This window comes from Acinetobacter sp. ANC 5054, from assembly GCF_002135295.1.
Lineage (GTDB): Bacteria > Pseudomonadota > Gammaproteobacteria > Pseudomonadales > Moraxellaceae > Acinetobacter.
The window spans coordinates 1-19,952 of the sequence record NZ_NEGG01000007.1 but is presented as its reverse complement, the minus strand read 5'-3'; the positions used below and the strand labels follow the sequence as shown (position 1 = coordinate 19,952).

Sequence of the window (19,952 nt, the reverse complement as noted above, 5' to 3'; positions counted from 1 at the left end):
ATGTCAATTTGCATGCTTTTTTATTAGCCAGCTAAAGCATACGACTTAAAAACTATTTAAAAAATATATTTATAAATAAGCCAGAGGGTAATTATCATGTTACAAGTCCAAGTTGTATCAAAAGAACATCATTCTGTTTTAGAAAACATACAAACGAGTAATATTTCATTAAAGGAGGCTTCTGTTGTTGTTATTCATACTTCAAAAGAAAATGTATTAAGTATGGAAAGAAGTGGAAATACTCTAATTATAAAAATGAAAGATGGACAGCAACTGATAATTGAAAATTATTTTACAGGTAATACGAATGAAAATAATGTTGTACTAGAAGAAGATGATAAATTCTACCTATTAGAAACAAATCAAAATGAAGCTGGATTATTGGAAATTAACTATAATCCGATCGATGAAATTAATCCTTTACTCTATTCAGATTCAACAGTTGGTTTATGGACTTGGTTAGTTCCTTTGGTAACGGCAGGTGGTGTTCTTGCGTTGGCCAGTAATGATTCAGATAGTTCATCTAGCCCAGCTAACTCAAATCAATCAATTCAAGCGGCTGAAAAAGCGGTAAAAGCAGCAGAAGAGGCAAATAAAGCAGCTGAGGATGCATTGAAAAATGCACAAGTAGATGGATTAATTACACCTGAAGAAAAGGCAAAACTTGAGCAAGCACTTGCCGATGCCAAAGCAGCTGAAGATGCTGCTCAAAAGCTAGTTGATTCTTTAAAAGACAGTATCGACAAAGACGGCCTACAAGACCGAATTGATGCCTTAACGGACATCAGCATTCCAGCGGTCACAGATGCAGATGGCAATGGCATTGATGATACTGTTGATGCACAAATTGCCGATGCAGAAGCGGCAGTGAAAGCGGCGGAAGAAGCGTATCAAGCGGCAGAAGATGCATTAGAAGAAGCCAATGCAAATGGCTTAATCACCCCAACCGAAAAAGCCGAACTTGAAGATGCACTCAAAGCGGCCCAAGATGCGAAAGACGCAGCGCAAGATGCTGTTGATGCCTTACCAACAGCGCCTGCAGCAGTTCAAGATGCTAAAGATGGTTTCCAAGATCGAATTGATGCCTTGACGGACATTACTATTCCAGCAGTGAACGATGCCAATGAAAACGGTATTGATGACAGCACAGAAAATCCAGTTGATTTAGCCACAGATCTTGTTGAAGCAGCAGAAGATGCCTATCAAGCAGCAGCAGATGCGCTTACCGAAGCCAATACAGATGGCTTAATCACGCCTGAAGAAAAAGCCGAACTTGAAGATGCATTAAAAGATGCGCAAGACGCCAAAGATGCAGCACAGGATGCAGTAGATGCCTTACCAGACAGCGCGGACAAAGACGGCCTACAAGACCGAATTGATGCCTTAACGGACATCAGCATTCCAGCGGTCACAGATGCAGATGGTAATGGCATTGATGATACTGTTGATGCACAAATTGCCGATGCAGAAGCAGCAGTGAAAGCGGCGGAAGAAGCGTATCAAGCGGCAGAAGATGCATTAGAAGAAGCCAATGCAAATGGCTTAATCACCCCAACCGAAAAAGCCGAACTTGAAGATGCACTCAAAGCGGCTCAAGATGCGAAAGACGCAGCGCAAGATGCTGTTGATGCCTTACCATCAGCGCCTGCAGCAGTTCAAGATGCTAAAGATGGTTTCCAAGATCGAATTGATGCCTTGACGGACATTACTATTCCAGCAGTGAACGATGCCAATGAAAATGGTATTGATGACAGCACAGAAAATCCAGTTGATTTAGCCACAGATCTTGTTGAAGCAGCAGAAGCAGCGTATACAGCGGCAGAGCAAGCGCTTGCAGATGCACTTTCAGATGAAGCTATTACACAAGACGAAGTGAATGCGTTAATTGACGCTCGTGATGCAGCACAAACAGCTAAAGCTGATGCACAAGCAGCAGTAGATGGCATTGCTGCGGATTATCCAGTACAAGCAGCAGGCTTCCAAGATCGTTTGGATGCATTAACAGATATCAGCATACCTACGGTCAACGATACTGATGACAATGGCATTCCAGATGATATTCAAGATGTAGCCGATTTGGTTGCAGCAGCGGAAGCAGCGTATACAGCGGCAGAGCAAGCGCTTGCAGATGCACTTTCAGATGAAGCCATTACACAAGACGAAGTGAATGCCTTAACAGCAGCACGTGATGCAGCACAAACAGCTAAAGCTGATGCACAAGCAGCGGTGGATGGCATTGCTGCGGATTATCCAGTACAAGCAGCAGGCTTCCAAGATCGTTTGGATGCATTAACAGATATCAGCATACCTACGGTCAACGATACTGATGACAATGGCATTCCAGATGATATTCAAGATGTAGCCGATTTGGTTGCAGCAGCGGAAGCAGCATATACAGCGGCAGAGCAAGCGCTTGCCGATGCACTTTCAGATGAAGCCATTACACAAGACGAAGTGAATGCCTTAACAGCAGCACGTGATGCAGCACAAACAGCTAAAGCTGATGCACAAGCAGCGGTGGATGGCATTGCTGCGGATTATCCAGTACAAGCAGCAGGCTTCCAAGATCGTTTGGATGCATTAACAGATATCGAAATTCCGACGGTCAACGAGCTTGATATTAAGGCCGTAGATGATTTAGATGAAGTGTTAATATCTCCAGATAACCCACTTTCAACACCAGATAATTTAAATGGAACAGTTGGTCAAACATTTGCTATAGCGAATGCTGATTTAGTTTCAGGTTTGATTGATCTAAGTTTATTAACGTCAAATGAGGACTTTAATTTTGAGGTTGAACCGAACACTACACAAAGTGTGACTATTGGAGTGTCAGGATCAACAGGTTTGGATCTTAGTTCATTAGGAGGAGTGCTAGCAGGTTTAGCTGCCTCATTATTATTAGGTAAATCCTATACAACTCAAGCAGATATATATTTAATAAATTCAGAGACAGGAGAAATTGTAGATGTTGCTTCGGATAAGTTAACTTTAACTCCGCTAGCTCTTACAACTACAATTTCAGCAAGTAATGTTCAATTCGATAACATTCCGCCAGGAAACTATACTGTAGCATTCTCTTCTACTGATCCAGATAGCATTTTAGGTGCATTATTAAATGCAATTGCAGATGTTGGCTTGTTAGAAGGTATAAGGGTTACGATTACTGATTCTGAACAGTTCTATGGCGCAAGCATTACAGGTAATGTGCTTACTAACGATGATGATGAAGGTGAACATGGTGGGGTTGTTGTACCTGCAACGGTTGTTGGTGTTGCTTCAGAAGTTGTATCTGCAGAGCAAGCGGTGGATCCTTCTCAACCAACTGTTATTCAAGGACAACATGGTGTCTTGACTATAGAGAGTGATGGTTCATATACCTATGTGCCAAATAACTTAATCTCATCTCTTGGTAAAGTTGATACTTTCACCTATACCATTGATGATGGTCAGCACCAATCTACGGCAAACCTCAACATCCGTATTACTCAAGATGGTTTAGAGGTTGTTTGGGATGATGATAATCCAACCGCTGATGGCGTGATTCCAAATGATATTGACGCTATTGAAGATTTAGCAACGGCAAGTTGGACAACTGTTAATAATAATCTTGGTAGCTTGTCTGGCTCGACTTTTGCCTTAGCAAATGTTGAGGCTATTTTCAATACAATTGGAGGTTCTCTACTGTCTTCTACAAATGAGTTTGTACTTAATGTTGAAGAAAATACGTCGCAAGATTTCACATTTAATGTGAGTGGTTCAACAGGACTTGATCTTGCTAGCCTTGGAAGTACACTTGCTGGTATTGTGAGTTCATTAATCTTAGGTCAGACATATGAGACATTTGCAGATATTTACCTAATTGATCTCAATACAGGTGATATTGTACAAACAGCAACTGGAGCATTGAAGTTGACACCTGCACTATTCACTACCACGATAACTGCAGAAAATGTGGCATTTAATAATGTCCCGCCAGGCAACTATACAATTGGTTTCTCTTCTACAGATGCTAATAGTATTTTGGGTACACTTCTTAATGCAATTGCTGATGTAGGTGTATTAGAAGGTGTTGATGTTACAGTTTCATCTTCTAAACTTTACGTCTACGGTAACGTAGAGGGTAATGTATTCGACAATGATGACATAACATTTGATCATGTGGGTGAAGTGCTTGTAACAGCAATTGCTTCTGAAACCACAGCAGAACAGGGTGTATTTAATGTTGCCAAATCTATTCAAGGGCAACATGGTACATTAACCATCAGTCAAGATGGTAGCTTCAAGTATGTGGGTAATGGTGATCCAGCATCATTAGGTAAAGTGGACTCATTCACCTATACTTTAAGTGATGGTATCCATACTGACATGGCAGTATTGAACATTCGTACAACTGCAGATGGCTTAGATGTAACATGGGGTGCAAATGATGCAGCTGATGGTACGGTGAACTTTGATGCAGTAGATGATGAAAAAGATATCACCATTGCTGTAGTTAATGTAGTAAATGAAGACGTCATTGTGCCAGTTACGACGACTGGAACAGTAGGAACGACATATACAGATACAACCCCATCAGGGATCTTGGGCAGCTATACGCGTACCTATACCAATAGCTTCACTGGTTCACAGTCATTTACTGTCAATCCTGACACAACGGTAACGGGTACAGCATCCATTAATATTGGACTAGTTTCTAGTAGTATAGTTGACTTGAGTAATTCATGGGGCACCGTGACAGCGACCTACACGATTAGTGGGCCAAATGGTGTGATTGAGAATGGCTCTGGCTCGTTGGTGCGTGAGGGTGGTTTACGCGGTGACTATATTGCCACAGCTGATTTTACGAACTTACCTGCTGGTACATATACAATTAGCTATAACGTGACCAATGTAACCACAGCAGCTGGAACAGCTATCACAACACCATCTAATAATGGTGCCTTTACGGTAGATCCTGCTGTAGTCACAGTAGATGAAACCTTACTCACTGTATATGAAACAGTGCCAGGAGCATACTCAGTTACGGGTGACATTCTAGGCAATGATGCTGCATCAGACTTTGCGAAACTTGAAATTGTGCAAGGAGAAAGTACTTACGTTATTCAACATGGACACATCTATGTCAATGGAATCCTCCAAAATACGAATAGTGTAGATATTGCTGGTGATTATGGTACGTTGAAATTGAAGGCAGATGGTACTTACACATATACCGCATCAACTGTAACAAATGTGTGGGGTAATACTGAAGAGTTCACTTATACGCTAACTGATGCAGGTCAAACAGATACAGCTTCAATTAGTATCGAATTGATTAGTGATAATCCGGCAGCGATGACTGTTTTAAGTGCACGTATGGCTCTTGCGGATAGTGATACAGTGATCTTTGATCTATTGGATAATACCGATGATCGTGGTGGTAATGATCTTAAAACGTTGGATGATTTCGATTCGACACAAGGTGATCAAATTGACATCAGTGCATTGCTTAGTGATCAAAACGTTGACAGTTCTACACTAGCTAACTATATATCACTTGAACAGCGTGGTGATGATACAGTTGTCATCATCGATCGTGATGGTTCATCTGCGGATCAAACCTTTGCTAGAGCAGATTTGTTGATACTGAGTAATACCAATGCACAGGATTTAATTTTACAAGACTTAATTAAATATCAATCTTAATTTTTTATAAAAAAGAGCCTCCTCGGAGGCTCTTTTTTTGCCCTAACAAATACCACTACATCTAAATAAAGCGTGAAACCCATCAAATTAAAATACATAACCTTTATTTACATCTCATGTTTATGAAAAATAAGTGATTAAATTAATAAAAATAATGATTTAAATCAAAGTTATAAATTTGTGAATAACGCAAATTTACGCTATTTTTTAACAGTAAATTTTTTGAGATTTTTGCTGTGAAATTAAAGGCACTTTTATGGGTGGGGAGTCTAGGATTGGTATTGCATGGATGTACAACCATGCAGGGATTAAATCCAAATTCACTAAAAAATTATGCTGCGCCACAAGACGTCATAGACCAAAAAAACTTAAATGGCGCAAATGGGCAAGCACGCGAATATGTCTACGATTGGGGACCACAAAAAAAAGATGTAGCAGCTGAATCTTTAATTCCAAAACAATATATGAGCAGTTATTGCCAAGCCAAAAATGGCAAGTTTAGTCAACTTAATACCAGTAGTATGAACCAAGTTAAAAATGCGTGGAGTCGTAAATTATTGGCGACTTATAGCAGTGTGAAACAAGGAATTGGTGCATACCAATGTACTCAAGCGGATGGTCAGCGTTGGATGGTTTCAATTGAACCGGTCTCTGAGCGTAAAGCAAATGATAAATCTGAAACCCGATATGTAAGTTTGCAGACCATCATTATTAATCCTGACGAACGCAAAAAACTTTATGCAAAGCAAAATGAAGCAACTGATAAAAAAGCCACAGAAACCAAGCCAAAAGCTAAAGCCACGAAAGCAAATACAAAAGAAACAGAAAATAAAAAAGAGCTAGATACAAAGAAAGAAGTCAAAATGCCTGAGCAAGACGTTAAAACGGTTGCAAAACCAGTAGCAGAAACGTCGCAACAATTACAAATGCGCTTATATGTGTCGGCACGTCGCGACTTAAATAGTGGGAAAAATCAGGTAGTTGCATGTAACAATGCACAGCGTGCGTATAGCTATGGCAAATTGAATGGAGCAAATGCCAATAATGCTTATGCTGAATCAGGCGTTTTGGTTGCACGGTGTTTAACGTCAGTGCCTGCATATAGCAAAAGTTATCCAAATGCCAATACACGTGCAAAAAGCATTTTGCAAAACTTGGCGACCAACTATAACCATGCAGGAGCGAAAAATATGTTGAACCGTATGAAATAAGCATCAACAGGATAAAAGCAATTTGGGGAAATATGCTTTTATCCTGATCTAACTATGTTCTAAGACAAATATTTAAAAATAATAAGGAAAAACCATGAGTTTAGTGAAAGAAACTTATTTTAATGCGCCATTATTTGATCGGGAATTGGCAGAAATTACAGTCGATATCGAGCAAACACCATTCTTTTTGAATGATCATGGGCATCCAAAATATTTAGCGTCACTTGGGGCTGGTATTCATTTAATTACAGAGTCAGCCACCAATGCGAAAGTGATGATGGGAAATGCCTACGAGGTTCCTTCCGAAATTTCGACTAAATATACAAAGTGGGGGGAACAAACGGAGCTTGAGTTTGAGGGGCAATATTTCGAGTTTATGCCATTGGTTGCAACCAAAGAAACTGCGGCAGCTTTTGGTATCACCTTAGTCCAAACAGGTGAAGCGATTCAGATTCATTCAAATCAAAAAGTACTGTCAGAGATTCATTATGAATACGGCATGATGGCAGGGCATTGTTTTGCTTATTTGGATGGAGGGAAGCCTGACTGTAGTGGAAAAACCTTATTTCCTTTTGTGGCTACAGATTTAGAACACCATGACTTTCCACATATATTTAGTTCTACAGATCAGGATCAATTGCCGCTAGTTATCTCCGTTGGGCGTTATTTTCCAAATCTAGGCAAGATTTATTTGGCAGATTTATGGGTTAATCCGGGAGATGTTCTATACATTCCTGCAAAGCCAAAATATTCCAATCCTGAATTTATTGACCTCCATAATAATCGTAATGCTGCACTTGCATGTTGGCGAGGAGATAGTAATAAATCGACGTTGACCACCCATAGTTTGCTCGATACCCATGGACATTTTTACTGGTATTGGAATAGAAAACCGACGATTCATCCGCTTATCTATGCAGCTACTAGCAAAAATGAATAGTTGAGTTACATAGACCAAACAGCAAATATAGGACTTCATGTTACAAAGGAGATCTACGGTTTTTGAGTTTGGTCTATGTCTTACGGTTTATTTAAAAAAATTCATCTGCGTTTTTCGCGACCAACAGGTTTTGCTTTATTAACTGTAATGTTGCTCGGAACGACTCAAGCTACTTTAGCAAGTCCTACAGTCGATCAACTGAGTAATTGCTTAGTAAAGTCTACTACTGCCGCGGATAAGACAGTCGTGCTGCAATGGACATTTACTGCATTGGCAGCCCATCCAGACTTAAAACAATTTAGTAATGTCTCTGAGACGCAAAAAACACAACTCGATAAAAATCTAGCTCAGGTGTTACAGCGCATATTGGTTGAGCAATGCTCGGCACAGACGAAGGCGGTGATTCAGGCAGAAGGTATGCAAGCAGTGGGGGATAGTTTTCAGGAACTTGGAAGTATTACAGGTGAAGAAATTTTAAAAACACCTGAAGTGAAAGACCAATTGAAAGGCGTAGTGCGCTATATCGATTTAAATAAATTAGTGATGACTTTTTTAACTCCAGAAATTTGGAATAAGTTGGGTGTGACGAGATAGTTGTATTTAAATAAAAAAGCCTCTTTGAGAGGTTTTTTTAATTGGAATATCAAAATATCATTTATAAAATAGAATTATATGTTGTGTAACTTATTATATTTGCTAGTATTTGATGCAAATTTTTAATTGATTTTTACAATAGATGAAAAAAATACTGATTGGCTTTTTAGCCTTGGGATTAGTTGGTTGTAGCGCAGGAATGGTGAATCAATCGAAAAAAATGTTAGGTCTCAAGTTATATCAAGACTCTAATGCTGAGCACACAGCAAAGCTTCGGATTGAAAATAAAAATAACTTTGGCATACGTTTATACCCAAATGGATGCATGACATCAATGCAGCCAAAGTTCCAAATGTTACCCGAAGTAGAAAGTATGGGATCATTTAAAGAACAAATGCAAAGCAGTCAGATTAAGTACAAACAAAAATTATTAGACATGCCTTTTCCTCCAGCTAAAATTAATTTTGCCGAGTTTAGAGTACCTGCTGAACATTTTTTAGCAATTAGTGCATATAAGAGTTACCACAATGGCGTAGAGTTGCGCGGTTGTAGCGTGAATGCGGTTTATAAGTTTACGACAAATAAAAATTATGAGTTATTGGATAATGCTAGCGGAATGCAATGTTCTTTGGCAATCAATGAAATCATGTCTACTGGTGAAAGGGTTGAACTAAAACCACTTAGATCTTTAAATTATGTAAATGAATGGGCGGGATGTGATGCCCAACTCGAAGGTTTGTAGTACTTTAAAAAGAACAGCGATTAAAAAGCTCCTTGAATCGAAGGAGCTTTTTTTTATTTTTGAATCTAAAGGCTGATAGGCCATCTCATAAAAGATTCATTTGAGGAACAACATAATTAAATCGTCACAGTCGCCCCTAAAGCTTGAATAAACTGTGCCATCCAAGCAGGGTGGGCTGGCCAAGCAGGGGCTGTGATTAAGTGCCCATCAGTTACAGCTTCAGTCACTTCAATGTCCGCATAAGTCCCACCTGCTAGTTTCACCTCGGCTGCGCACGCAGGGTAAGCTGAACAAGTACGACCTTTGAGCACATCGGCTGCCGCAAGAATTTGTGCACCATGACAAACCGCTGCAATTGGTTTTTTCGCAGTATCAAACTCACGTACGATTTCAAGGATACGTTCATTCATACGTAAATATTCGGGTGCGCGGCCACCGGGAATGACTAAACCGACATAGTCCGCAGTGTGTACCGCTTCAAAATTGTAGTTGATGGCAAAGTTATGACCGCGTTTTTCACTATAGGTTTGCTCGCCTTCAAAGTCATGAATAGCTGTAGCAATGCTTTCACCTTCATTTTTATCGGGGCAGACCGCGTGTACGGTATAACCGAGACCTGTTAGAAACTGAAAAGGCACCATGGTTTCATAGTCTTCGGCATAGTCACCCACGAGCATTAAAATTTGTTTTGACATCTTTAAACCCTTTTTATTGTTTGCGCATATTTATATTCAATTTCGGTTTAAATTAGCACAGTTCAGATGTCATTTTTAAGTCATTCAGTGCTCTTTAGTTGTATAAAGGTTGAATACGTCTTAAGTCTTCGACTTCGGCAATGGATGAGACTTTTTTGATGGTCATGTTGTTTTTGATGTGACATATTTGGGTTGATTGTATGTTTAAAATTTTGAAAATTAAATAATAATCCTCTCCCTAACCCTCTCCAAAGAGGAGAGGGAACTACGCGTATCAAATTAATCACATGACAAAGTCTCCCTTTTTTAAAGGGAGATTTAGAGGGATTCAGAAGTCACGCATAAAGAATAACGTTGAAAGTTGGATACGTCCTAAGCCTTCTAGTTTGGTAGTAGAGGATACATTTTTATGGTCATAATATTTTGGGTGTGATGCACATAATGTGATTTTATGAGTAAAATTATTGCACAAGTCTGATCATTGCTCACTAAGATGGACAATGTGCTTAAAAAGTTGAATAGACTGTTTATCTAGTATTCTTTAATATAATTAATGTCGATTTAAATTTTTAACATCTATATAAAGAATAAGGAAGTAATCAATGTTGGTTGGGGTGTGTAAGTTATGCAAAGAAGAGAATGAACTTCAAAGAAGTCATATTTTATCAAAGATGGTCTACCGTAAAATTAATAAAAATAATGAAGGCTTTTATGCATTTGATGGAACTAAAAACCTTACGCAATTAACCAGATTACAACACACAGCTTATATGCTATGTAGGGGGTGTGAGACATTATTTAGTCAAAATGAAACTAGAGTCTCTAAATTATTTAATGAAATAAATAATATGAATTTGGAGGCACGTAAATGGTTAGCAAATATTTTTCCACCAAATTTAGAATTAGCTTTACGTAGAATTGCAGAACGTAGAAATTTAGATAGTAATGCTTTACGCGGTTATGATTTTTTTAATCGTGATAACTTGAACGATTTAAAATTTTATTGTTTAGGTATTATATTAAGAGAAGCTTATAACCAAGAAAATCCAAATATTTCTAAAAATATCAAAAAAAAGATAGAGAAATATTTTAACAGCAATAAAGCACTAAATGTACAAATGACTGTTTATGTAAATACAAATCAGAATGATTTTATGATGGCATCAACCTCTCATACTATTAGCGTAGGTAAGTTTTTTCATTCGCACTGTATTTTTCCAAATGTGTTTGTCTATTTACATATTAGAGAGGATAATTCTATCGAGCAAGATTGTTATACCATCTTGCCTGAGGATTTTTTCAACATACACCCCAAAAGTGTACCTATGATTTCTTCAATTAATTATTTTAGAAAACTGTTAAATGAGTCAAGAGTAGCTCAAAATGCAAAAAATAAAATGATAGAAGATAATCTTGTAATATCTGATATTATTTAAAAGAAAACCCGCTCTAAAGCGGGTTTTCTTTATTACAAATTAACTAGCTTTAACCAATCAATTTCTTCATCAATTCATTCACTTGCGCAGGGTTGGCTTTACCTTTCGCAGCTTTCATCACTTGACCAACAAGACCGTTGAAAGCTTTCTCTTTACCAGATTTATACTCTTCAACCATCTTCTCGTTGGCAGCAAGCACGTCTTTAATAATCGCTTCAACTGCGCCTGTATCAGTTTCCTGTTTCAAGCCTTTTTCAGCAATAATTTCGTCCGCAGTTTTGCCTTCTTCCCACATAAAGCCAAATACTTGCTTCGCAATCTTACCGTTAATTGTGTTGTCCACAATACGCGCGATCATGCCACCCAATTTTTCTGCTGTTACAGGAGAGTCTTGAAGCTCTAGGCTTGCTTTGTTTAAAGCACCAGAGAACTCACCCATCACCCAGTTTGCAGCAACTTTACCTTGAGCAGCGCCACCCGCAGCTTTCACTACGTCTTCATAAAACTCTGACATTTCACGAGTAAGCGTAAGCACGTGAGCGTCGTACTCAGTCACACCAAAGTCAGCCACAAAGCGAGCACGACGTGCAGCAGGAAGCTCAGGAAGGGCAGCACGTGCCGCTTCAATTTGTGCATCTGCAATAATCACAGGCAACAAGTCAGGGTCTGGGAAGTAGCGGTAATCGTTCGCTTCTTCTTTAGAACGCATAGAACGCGTTTCCATCTTCACTGGATCAAACAAACGTGTTTCTTGGTCGATGGTGCCGTCCCAATCCAAGATTTCCATTTGGCGTTCAATTTCCACATTGATCGCTTGCTCAATGAAACGGAATGAGTTCAAGTTTTTCAATTCACAACGCGTACCAAACGGTTGACCCGGACGACGTAATGACACGTTACAGTCGGCACGGAACGAACCTTCTGCCATGTTACCGTCAGAAATACCTAACCAACGTACAAGGGTGTGAATCGCTTTAATATAAGCAACCGCTTCTGCAACCGAACGCATATCTGGTTCAGACACGATTTCAAGCAACGGTGTACCTGCACGGTTTAAATCGATACCCGACTGACCTTCAAATTGGTCATGGATTGATTTACCCGCATCTTCCTCAAGGTGTGCACGTGTTACGCCAATGCGTTTTACAGTGCCATCGTCTAGTTGGATGTCGATATGACCCAAGCCCACAATTGGGTTGTCCATTTGGCTGATTTGATAACCTTTTGGCGAGTCAGGGTAGAAATAGTTTTTACGTGCAAACACAGAAGCTTGGTCAATGTAAGCATCAATACCTAAACCAAAGCGAATCGCAAGATCAACCACTTCTTTGTTCAATACTGGCAATACGCCCGGCATTGCTAAATCTACAAGGCTCGCTTGAGTATTTGGGTCTTGGCCAAATACAGTCGATGAACCTGAGAAAATCTTTGTGTTAGTGGCAAGCTGAGTGTGAATCTCGATACCAATCACCACTTCCCAACCATCAATCAGGTTAGATTTTGGTTTCGTAGCGTTTTTAGACATTATGCGTTCTCCTCAGCAATTGCAGCGCGTTTTGTATGCCAATCGGTTGCTTGTTGATACTGGTATACCACTGACAACAATTGAGATTCTGACCAGTAGTTACCAATCAACTGTAAGCCAACAGGTAAATTTTCTTTGTCAAAACCAACAGGCGCGTTAATTGCAGGCAGACCTGCCAAGTTCACCGCTAAGGTGTAAATATCACCCAAATACATTTCTGTTGGGCTTAGGTTTGCACCAATCTTGTAAGCAGTCGTTGGTGCAGCAGGGGCAGCAATCACGTCTACAGATTCAAATGCTTTTAAGAAGTCTTGTTGAATTAAACGACGTACTTTTTGAGCTTTTACATAGTAAGCATCGTAGTAACCCGCAGAAAGCGCATACGTACCAATCAAGATACGACGTTGAACTTCTGGGCCAAAACCTTCAGAACGTGAACGTTTGTATAAGTCCATTAAGTCCACAGGGTTTTCACAGCGGTAGCCATAACGCACACCGTCAAAACGCTGTAAGTTTGAAGATGCTTCAGCAGGGGCAATCAAGTAATACGTTGGAACATAAGCATCCGTCATGGTGAGGTCAATCTCAACAAGGATTGCGCCCATTTCTTCCAATTTTTTCAATGATTCTTCAACACGAGCTTTTACGTCAGCATCTAAACCAGCAACATTGAAATACTGCTTAGGAATACCAATGCGTAAGCCTTTTACTGATGTGCCGCTTAAGTTTGCAACGTAATCATCAGCATCTTTTTCAATCGAAGTTGAATCTTTTGCATCGTGACCCGCCATCACGTTCATGAGGTAAGCACAGTCTTCAGCCGAACGCGCCATTGGGCCGCCTTGGTCTAAAGATGATGCATAAGCAATCATACCGAAACGTGACACACGTCCGTAAGTTGGTTTAAGACCCGTTAAACCACAGAAAGATGCAGGCTGACGAATTGAACCACCTGTATCTGTACCTGTTGCAAATGGTGCTAAGTCCGCAGCAACCGCAGCAGCAGAACCACCAGATGAACCACCCGGAACATGATCAAGTGCCCACGGGTTAGCTGTTGCGCCAAAGTATGAACTTTCAGAGGTAGAACCCATGGCGAATTCGTCCATGTTCACTTTACCTAAAGTCACAAGGCCCGCAGCTTTACCTTTCGCTACAACGGTCGCGTCGTAAGGAGAGATAAAATTGTCCAGCATTTTAGAACCAGCAGTGGTTTTGATGCCTTGGGTACAGAAAATATCTTTGTGTGCAATTGGAACACCTGTTAATACTGTTGCATTACCCGCTTTAAGCGCAGCATCTGCGGCATCTGCTTGAGCCAATGCCTGTTCAGCAGTCACAGTCACATAAGATTTGACTTGAGCATCGATTTTTTCAATGCGTTTTAAATAGTGTTCAGTCAATTCGCGTGAAGAAAATTTAGCGCCCGCCAAACCTTCAGACAATTCACGAATTGATAAGCGATGTAAATCTGTCATAAGAAATATTTCTTTACGTTTAATTTGAAAAAAAGTCTATCTGAATAAAAATTATTCAATCACACGAGGAACGAGGTACAAGCCTTCTTGTACAGCAGGAGCAACTGCTTGATATTCTTCACGATGATTCGTTTCAGATACAACGTCTTCACGTAAAGGTTGTGGATTGTCAAATGGACTTTTAAGCGGTTCAACACCGTCGGTATTGATGCCTTTTAATGTGTCCATCATGCCTAAGATTTTATTTAAACTCTGAGCATATTCAGCCGATTGCGTCTCATTCAGCGACAATCTTGCCAAGTGAGCAATCGATGAAACTGTTTCTGCATTGAGATCTGCTGAATGCTGTGCATCCGATGTAGACATAACATTACCTAATCAGTATTAAAAAAATTCAAAATATCGTGGCTTATAATAAGCGATTGACTTGTTCAAATCATCACATTTAGTTAAAGTTGCCACCTTGCGTCCATATAAAAGTTTAACTGAGAACGTCCCCGTGATTCTAAAACGACTAATTGGCTTGTTTTCGCCGGATCTTGCCATTGATTTAGGCACTGCAAATACACTTATTTATGCGCCAGGACGAGGCATTATATTAAATGAACCGACGGTGGTGGCAATTCGCCACAGTGGTTCACAAAAAATCGTTGCCGCAGTAGGTCTTGACGCGAAACAAATGCTGGGTCGTACACCTGCAAATATTTCTGCGATTCGCCCAATGAAAGATGGTGTGATTGCAGATTTTGAAGTCACTGAAACGATGTTGAATCAATTCATTGGCAAAGTGCACGAAAAACGTTTGTTCCCACCAGCGCCACGTGTGGTGGTCTGTGTACCTTGCAAATCTACATTGGTAGAACGCCGTGCAATTCGTGAAGCTGTGTATAACGCAGGTGCACGTGAAGTTCGCTTAATTGAAGAGCCAATGGCTGCTGCAATTGGCGCAGGTATGCCAGTAGAACAAGCTTGCGGTTCGATGGTTGTTGATGTCGGTGGTGGTACAACTGAAATCGCAATTATTTCGCTACAAGGTTGTGTTTATGCTGATTCACTTCGTATTGGTGGTGATGTGTTTGATGAACAAATCATTAACTACGTGCGTAAAGCACATGGTTGTGTGATTGGTGAAACCACAGCAGAAAATATCAAGAAAGAAGTCGGTATGGCGCTTCCTGAAGAGGGTGCTAAACCGCTTGAGATTGAAGTTCGCGGTCGTAACCTTGCAGAAGGTGTGCCACGTGCCATTACTGTGACTTCTGATGAAGTAACCCAAGCAATTTCTGATCCACTGCAAAACATCGTTGCTGCGGTTAAATCAGCACTAGAACAAACGCCACCTGAATTGTCTTCGGACATTGCAGAGCGCGGTATTGTGTTGACTGGTGGTGGTGCATTACTACGTAACTTAGACAAGCTTCTTGCAAAAGAAACAGGCCTTCCTGTTGTTGTTGCAGAAGATCCACTGTCTTGCGTAACGCGTGGTGGTGGTAAGGTTCTCGAATTCTTCGACAACCCAAATCATGACATGTTATTTGTAGGCTAAGAAAAGGACTCGGCGGGTGCAAACGCAACTGTTTTCCAGACAACCGCCATCTTTTCGCTCATTTATCATTGCGGTTATTACGTGTTTGGTGGTGCTTTTCTTTGATTGGCGCATGCCACATGTAATTCAACCGGCCAGAGACGTCTTGTATGCAGCCTATAATCCTATTTATGCTGCTGCAAGCTATCCAGTGTTATCGCGAGAATGGCTGAATCAACAAACCAAGTCTGAAGCTCAATTACGTCGTGAAAATACCGCGATGCAAGCTGAGTTATTACAGGCTCAAGTCCGTTTACAGAAACTTTCTGAACTTTCTGCTGAAAATACCCGTCTGCGCGGTTTACTCGATACACCACTTATTATTGATGGTCGTATGGAAATTTCAGAAGTGATTGGGACTGATGCAGATCCACTACGACATATCATTGTGATTAACCGTGGTGCCAGCAGTCAGCTTAAAGTTGGACAGACTGTACTTGATGACAAGGGGATTATGGGACAGATTATTAATGTCTATCCGCATAGTAGCCGTGTCATGTTACTTTCAGATAAGGAACACTCTCTTTCTGTACGTATGGAGCATACAGGCATGCGTGCCATTGTGACGGGTACAGGTGATCTTGGACGCTTAAAAATGGAATACGTTCCGACCAGTGCCAATATTAAAGTGGGTGAAAAAGTGTATAGCTCAGGGCTAGGCGCACATTTCCCAGCGGGTTATTTGGTGGGTACAGTGTCGAAAGTGAGTCGCCATAATTCGGGTGAATTTGCCCAAATTGATTTAATTCCGGCTGCACAATTGGCAGGTGGTCATCACGTGGTTGTATTATTTTCAGATTCTTTAGCGATGGAGCAACCGCATGTCACTCGCTAAACTTAGTCGTCATACACAGCGAGATCCTTTATTTCCGATTATTTTATCCATCATTTTTGCTTCAATTTTGATGGTTTATCCTTTGTCTTACGACATTTCTGGCTGGCGTCCATTATTCATGATGATGATCATGTTGTTTTGGGTACTGTGTCAGCCGACATGGTGTGGCATTTGGTTTGCGTTTGGCACCGGTCTGTTTGCAGATTTATTGCTTGATGCGCCATTTGGCATGAATGCACTGAGTTTTGTGGTGATTGCATTTGTCACCCGATTCTTAACTCGTGAAAAGCGTATCCTGACCTTTGCAAATCTGTGGATCATTGCTGCGATGGCATTATTAGCGCATTTATTCTTTGTTTGGATCGCTCAAGTCATGAGTGGCGTGCAATTCTCATTTGCACGACATTGGCAACCCTTACTGACTAGCCTACTCATTTGGCCCATTATTTATTACATACTTCGAAAATGGCGCATTTAATTCTCGCTTCTAGCTCTCCTCGTCGACGTGAACTGCTCCAGCAATTGGGGCTGGAATTTGATATTTTCAGTCCAGATATTGATGAATCAGTTCGATCAGGAGAGTCAGTTGCGGAATATGTGGAGCGTCTTGCACAAGCAAAAGCTGCCGCTGTACAACAACAATTTCCCAATGCTATTGTAATTGCCGCAGATACGAGCTTGGGGGTAGACAATCATATTCTTGGAAAGCCAGAATCCAAACAACATGCATTTGCCATGTGGAATATGATTTCTGGACGCAAACATGATGTTTTTTCAGGTGTTTGCGTACGCACAAAAAACCAAATATGCAGTATAGTAGTGCGTACTCAGGTTGAATTTCAAACGCTTAGTTCAAATGATATGGAAAGTTATTGGGCTACAAGTGAACCAATCGGCAAGGCGGGAGCCTATGCCATCCAAGGTATAGCTGCGCGCTATATACCTTGTATAGAAGGCAGCTACAGCAATGTTGTTGGGCTACCTTTACATGAGACAGTACAGTTATTACAGACAGTTAAGGCATTAAATTAACTGCTGCAACACAAGAATTTTTATAATGTTTTGAGCTTTGTTATGTCTGATGAGTTGTTGATTAACGTCACACCGATGGAATGTCGTGTAGCGTTGATTCAAAACGGCACGGTCAATGAATTATTTGTTGAGCGTACGGTGAAGCGTGGTTTGGTGGGAAATATTTATAAGGGGAAAGTTGTCCGCGTACTACCCGGTATGCAGGCGGCCTTTGTTGATATTGGATTATCAAGAACAGCTTTTTTACATATAAATGACATGGTCTGGCAGCGTAATCAGCCGACTCCGAATGTATTTGACTTATTACAACCGGGGCAAATTCTGACGGTTCAAGTGATGAAAGATATGCTTGGAACCAAAGGTGCGCGTCTTTCTACTGATCTTTCTATTCCTTCTCGTTATTTAGTTTTGATGCCTTATGGTAGTCATACTGGCGTATCACAACGTATTGAATCTGAAGAAGAACGTGATCGTTTACGCAGCATGATTGAGCGCATACAAAAAGAACATAACTTGCCGGGTTCTGTCATTGTACGTACTGCTGCTGAAGGGATTGCAGAAGAAGAAATTGCACAGGATATGGCGTATTTGGCCAAACTGTGGGAATACATTCAGCGTAAGCAACGTAGCATCGTTGTGCCTTCGCTTATTTTTGAAGAATTACCGTTGCCACAACGAGTAATCCGAGATTTAGCACATGAAGACACCTCTAAAATCCAGGTCGATTCGCGTGAAGTGCATGCGAAATTACAAGAATTCGTGCAAGAATTTGTGCCGAGTATGCAAAGTCGCTTATTGCATTATCCCGGTGAGCGTCCAATCTTCGATTTATACAATGTTGAAGAAGATATTCAAAAAGCCTTACAGACTCGTGTCGCATTAAAGTCTGGTGGTTATTTGATGATCGATCAAACCGAAGCGATGACCACGATTGATGTCAATACAGGCTCTTATGTCGGTGGGCGTTCGCTTGAAGATACAGTCTTCAAAACCAACATGGAAGCGACCCAAGTCATCGCCCGCCAATTACGTTTACGTAATCTAGGGGGTATTATCATCATCGACTTCATTGATATGCAAGAAGCACATCATCGTGAAGAAGTGATGAGCCAATTTGAAAAGATGCTCGAACGTGATCACGCTAAAACCAAAATCACGCAAGTCTCTGAATTAGGCTTGGTTGAAATGACCCGTAAACGTACACGCGAATCATTAGAGCACTTATTATGTGATTCATGTCCTACCTGTCAGGGCCGTGGATATGTGAAAACGGCTGAGACAGTTTGCTACGAAATATTTCGAGAAATTCTCAGATATGCGCGTGCTTATGAGTCACAAAGTGGCTTTACTGTTGTGGCACATCCGTCTGTGATTGACCGATTATTAACCGCAGAAGCACCAGCTGTAGCCGATTTAGAGCACTTTATAAGCCGAGTGATTAAGTTCCAAGTGGAAAATCTGTATACGCAAGAGCAATACGATATCATTCTGAGCTGAAATTGTAACAGAATATCGTTAAACACTTGTTACAACTGGGATTTTACTTTTGAACTGTAATTTTGAATACTAGACACATCAAATAGCCAAAGCCATTTTCCTGCATGGGACATGAAAATGGTTTAGCAAAAAGAGGTGTCATATGGGTATTAGTAAAGCAGTAATGAAGAATAGTCTTAAATCAGTTGTTGAAGCAAAAGCAATTCATTCAGGTTATATCGTGGATGAACGTGGTAATGAAGTTCAAATTACATCTTCAATGATTCGTGCCGCTTGTCATCAATTGCTTAAACAATGCCGTACAATTAAAGCGTAATTCAGTATATCTGCCTAAATTGTACGGATGTTTTATTTAAAGTTTTCAGCTAAAAAAATATAAATTGATAGGCAATAAGATCTCAGAAAATATAAGACTGAAACAGTAAAACAGCCAACAACCGTACTCAATATTTGAAATAAAGCATGGCATTTGTTTTGAATCGGTGCACAAAAATATCTACATTAAACGTAATGATGCAATCCACTCTATTTGGACAATCAAAGATTAGAATGAATAGCTTGATCTCGGCATAAAATTTAAATCAATAAGAATAATGATCATTTCATAAAAAACCGCTTTTCATAAAGCGGTTTTTTTATTTAAAATTGAATAGCTTAACTAATGTTTCTAATTATTCTAACGGCAGAGGCGGTT

At 40.3% G+C, this 19,952-nt stretch carries 16 protein-coding genes; 12 read left to right on the top strand and 4 right to left on the bottom strand.

The genetic code is table 11. The features are described from left to right. Positions 1–96 precede the first annotated feature (96 nt). The 5 genes from B9T33_RS08500 (at position 97) to B9T33_RS08480 (ending at position 9,175) form a co-directional block, all read left to right on the top strand. A complete protein-coding gene (locus B9T33_RS08500) occupies positions 97–5,688 on the top strand; it encodes a GA-like domain-containing protein (protein WP_086178500.1) in 5,592 nt (1,863 codons plus the stop codon). Between the two features lie 236 nt (positions 5,689–5,924). Beyond that, complete coding sequence (locus tag B9T33_RS08495; protein ID WP_086178499.1) at positions 5,925–6,899, top strand: hypothetical protein; 975 nt, start codon at positions 5,925–5,927, stop codon at positions 6,897–6,899. Positions 6,900–6,993: 94 nt separating this feature from the next. After that, entirely contained in the window at positions 6,994–7,839 is an 846-nt protein-coding gene (locus B9T33_RS08490) for a hypothetical protein (protein ID WP_086178498.1), read from the top strand. Between the two features lie 147 nt (positions 7,840–7,986). Next, positions 7,987–8,433 carry a hypothetical protein gene (locus tag B9T33_RS08485; RefSeq protein WP_228145807.1) on the top strand — a complete coding sequence of 149 codons (447 nt, stop codon included), beginning with the start codon at positions 7,987–7,989 and terminating at the stop codon, positions 8,431–8,433. A 142-nt stretch (positions 8,434–8,575) separates the two neighbouring features. Then, positions 8,576–9,175 (top strand): hypothetical protein, encoded by a 600-nt coding sequence (locus tag B9T33_RS08480; protein WP_086178496.1) that lies wholly within the window; start codon positions 8,576–8,578, stop codon positions 9,173–9,175. A 116-nt stretch (positions 9,176–9,291) separates the two neighbouring features. On the opposite strand, the gene B9T33_RS08475 is transcribed toward B9T33_RS08480, so the two are convergent. Beyond that, on the bottom strand, positions 9,292–9,870 hold the full coding sequence (locus B9T33_RS08475; RefSeq protein ID WP_086178495.1) for a DJ-1/PfpI family protein: 579 nt from the start codon (positions 9,868–9,870) through the stop codon (positions 9,292–9,294). Positions 9,871–10,472: 602 nt separating this feature from the next. Here B9T33_RS08475 and B9T33_RS08470 point away from each other — a divergent pair. Beyond that, positions 10,473–11,306, top strand: coding sequence for a hypothetical protein (locus tag B9T33_RS08470; RefSeq protein WP_086178494.1), 834 nt, complete (start codon positions 10,473–10,475; stop codon positions 11,304–11,306). Positions 11,307–11,355: 49 nt separating this feature from the next. Here the strand turns inward: B9T33_RS08470 and gatB are convergent, their stop codons facing one another. The 3 genes from gatB to gatC are packed head-to-tail and all read right to left on the bottom strand — an operon-like array spanning position 11,356 to position 14,675. Further along, entirely contained in the window at positions 11,356–12,831 is a 1,476-nt protein-coding gene (gene gatB, locus B9T33_RS08465) for an Asp-tRNA(Asn)/Glu-tRNA(Gln) amidotransferase subunit GatB (RefSeq protein WP_086178493.1), read from the bottom strand. Continuing rightward, the gene (gene gatA, locus B9T33_RS08460) at positions 12,831–14,309 is read right to left on the bottom strand and encodes an Asp-tRNA(Asn)/Glu-tRNA(Gln) amidotransferase subunit GatA (RefSeq protein ID WP_086178492.1); all 1,479 of its coding nucleotides are present in this window, start codon (positions 14,307–14,309) and stop codon (positions 12,831–12,833) included. The genes gatB and gatA overlap by 1 nt, the downstream gene beginning before the upstream one ends. Positions 14,310–14,360: 51 nt before the next feature. Next, the gene (gatC, locus tag B9T33_RS08455) at positions 14,361–14,675 is read right to left on the bottom strand and encodes an Asp-tRNA(Asn)/Glu-tRNA(Gln) amidotransferase subunit GatC (RefSeq protein ID WP_086178491.1); all 315 of its coding nucleotides are present in this window, start codon (positions 14,673–14,675) and stop codon (positions 14,361–14,363) included. A gap of 133 nt (positions 14,676–14,808) precedes the next feature. Here gatC and B9T33_RS08450 point away from each other — a divergent pair, with 133 nt between their 5' ends. From B9T33_RS08450 to B9T33_RS16465, 6 genes are all read left to right on the top strand, one after another. Further along, complete coding sequence (locus B9T33_RS08450; protein ID WP_086178633.1) at positions 14,809–15,855, top strand: rod shape-determining protein; 1,047 nt, start codon at positions 14,809–14,811, stop codon at positions 15,853–15,855. Between the two features lie 16 nt (positions 15,856–15,871). Further along, positions 15,872–16,729, top strand: coding sequence for a rod shape-determining protein MreC (gene mreC, locus B9T33_RS08445; RefSeq protein ID WP_086178490.1), 858 nt, complete (start codon positions 15,872–15,874; stop codon positions 16,727–16,729). Next, the gene (gene mreD, locus B9T33_RS08440; protein WP_086178489.1) at positions 16,716–17,207 is read left to right on the top strand and encodes a rod shape-determining protein MreD; all 492 of its coding nucleotides are present in this window, start codon (positions 16,716–16,718) and stop codon (positions 17,205–17,207) included. The genes mreC and mreD overlap by 14 nt, the downstream gene beginning before the upstream one ends. Beyond that, the gene (locus B9T33_RS08435) at positions 17,195–17,761 is read left to right on the top strand and encodes a Maf family nucleotide pyrophosphatase (protein ID WP_086178488.1); all 567 of its coding nucleotides are present in this window, start codon (positions 17,195–17,197) and stop codon (positions 17,759–17,761) included. The genes mreD and B9T33_RS08435 overlap by 13 nt, the downstream gene beginning before the upstream one ends. Positions 17,762–17,803: 42 nt before the next feature. After that, a complete protein-coding gene (gene rng / locus B9T33_RS08430) occupies positions 17,804–19,258 on the top strand; it encodes a ribonuclease G (RefSeq protein ID WP_086178487.1) in 1,455 nt (484 codons plus the stop codon). Between the two features lie 142 nt (positions 19,259–19,400). Next, positions 19,401–19,574, top strand: a complete 174-nt coding sequence (locus B9T33_RS16465) for a PA1571 family protein (RefSeq protein ID WP_086178486.1) — start codon at positions 19,401–19,403, stop codon at positions 19,572–19,574. The last annotated feature ends 378 nt before the right edge of the window (positions 19,575–19,952 follow it).

What these genes read in the sequence shown, in the direction of transcription:
- B9T33_RS08490 (WP_086178498.1), top strand. Translation starts at nt 6,994, where the DNA reads ATGAGTTTAGTGAAAGAAACTTATTTTAATGCGCCATTATTTGATCGG.
- B9T33_RS08485 (WP_228145807.1), top strand. Translation starts at nt 7,987, where the DNA reads ATGTTGCTCGGAACGACTCAAGCTACTTTAGCAAGTCCTACAGTCGAT.
- B9T33_RS16465 (WP_086178486.1), top strand. Translation starts at nt 19,401, where the DNA reads ATGGGTATTAGTAAAGCAGTAATGAAGAATAGTCTTAAATCAGTTGTT.
- B9T33_RS08435 (WP_086178488.1), top strand. Translation starts at nt 17,195, where the DNA reads ATGGCGCATTTAATTCTCGCTTCTAGCTCTCCTCGTCGACGTGAACTG.
- mreD (WP_086178489.1), top strand. Translation starts at nt 16,716, where the DNA reads ATGTCACTCGCTAAACTTAGTCGTCATACACAGCGAGATCCTTTATTT.
- gatC (WP_086178491.1), bottom strand. Translation starts at nt 14,675, where the DNA reads ATGTCTACATCGGATGCACAGCATTCAGCAGATCTCAATGCAGAAACA.
- gatA (WP_086178492.1), bottom strand. Translation starts at nt 14,309, where the DNA reads ATGACAGATTTACATCGCTTATCAATTCGTGAATTGTCTGAAGGTTTG.
- B9T33_RS08470 (WP_086178494.1), top strand. Translation starts at nt 10,473, where the DNA reads ATGTTGGTTGGGGTGTGTAAGTTATGCAAAGAAGAGAATGAACTTCAA.
- B9T33_RS08480 (WP_086178496.1), top strand. Translation starts at nt 8,576, where the DNA reads ATGAAAAAAATACTGATTGGCTTTTTAGCCTTGGGATTAGTTGGTTGT.
- B9T33_RS08475 (WP_086178495.1), bottom strand. Translation starts at nt 9,870, where the DNA reads ATGTCAAAACAAATTTTAATGCTCGTGGGTGACTATGCCGAAGACTAT.
- gatB (WP_086178493.1), bottom strand. Translation starts at nt 12,831, where the DNA reads ATGTCTAAAAACGCTACGAAACCAAAATCTAACCTGATTGATGGTTGG.
- rng (WP_086178487.1), top strand. Translation starts at nt 17,804, where the DNA reads ATGTCTGATGAGTTGTTGATTAACGTCACACCGATGGAATGTCGTGTA.
- B9T33_RS08500 (WP_086178500.1), top strand. Translation starts at nt 97, where the DNA reads ATGTTACAAGTCCAAGTTGTATCAAAAGAACATCATTCTGTTTTAGAA.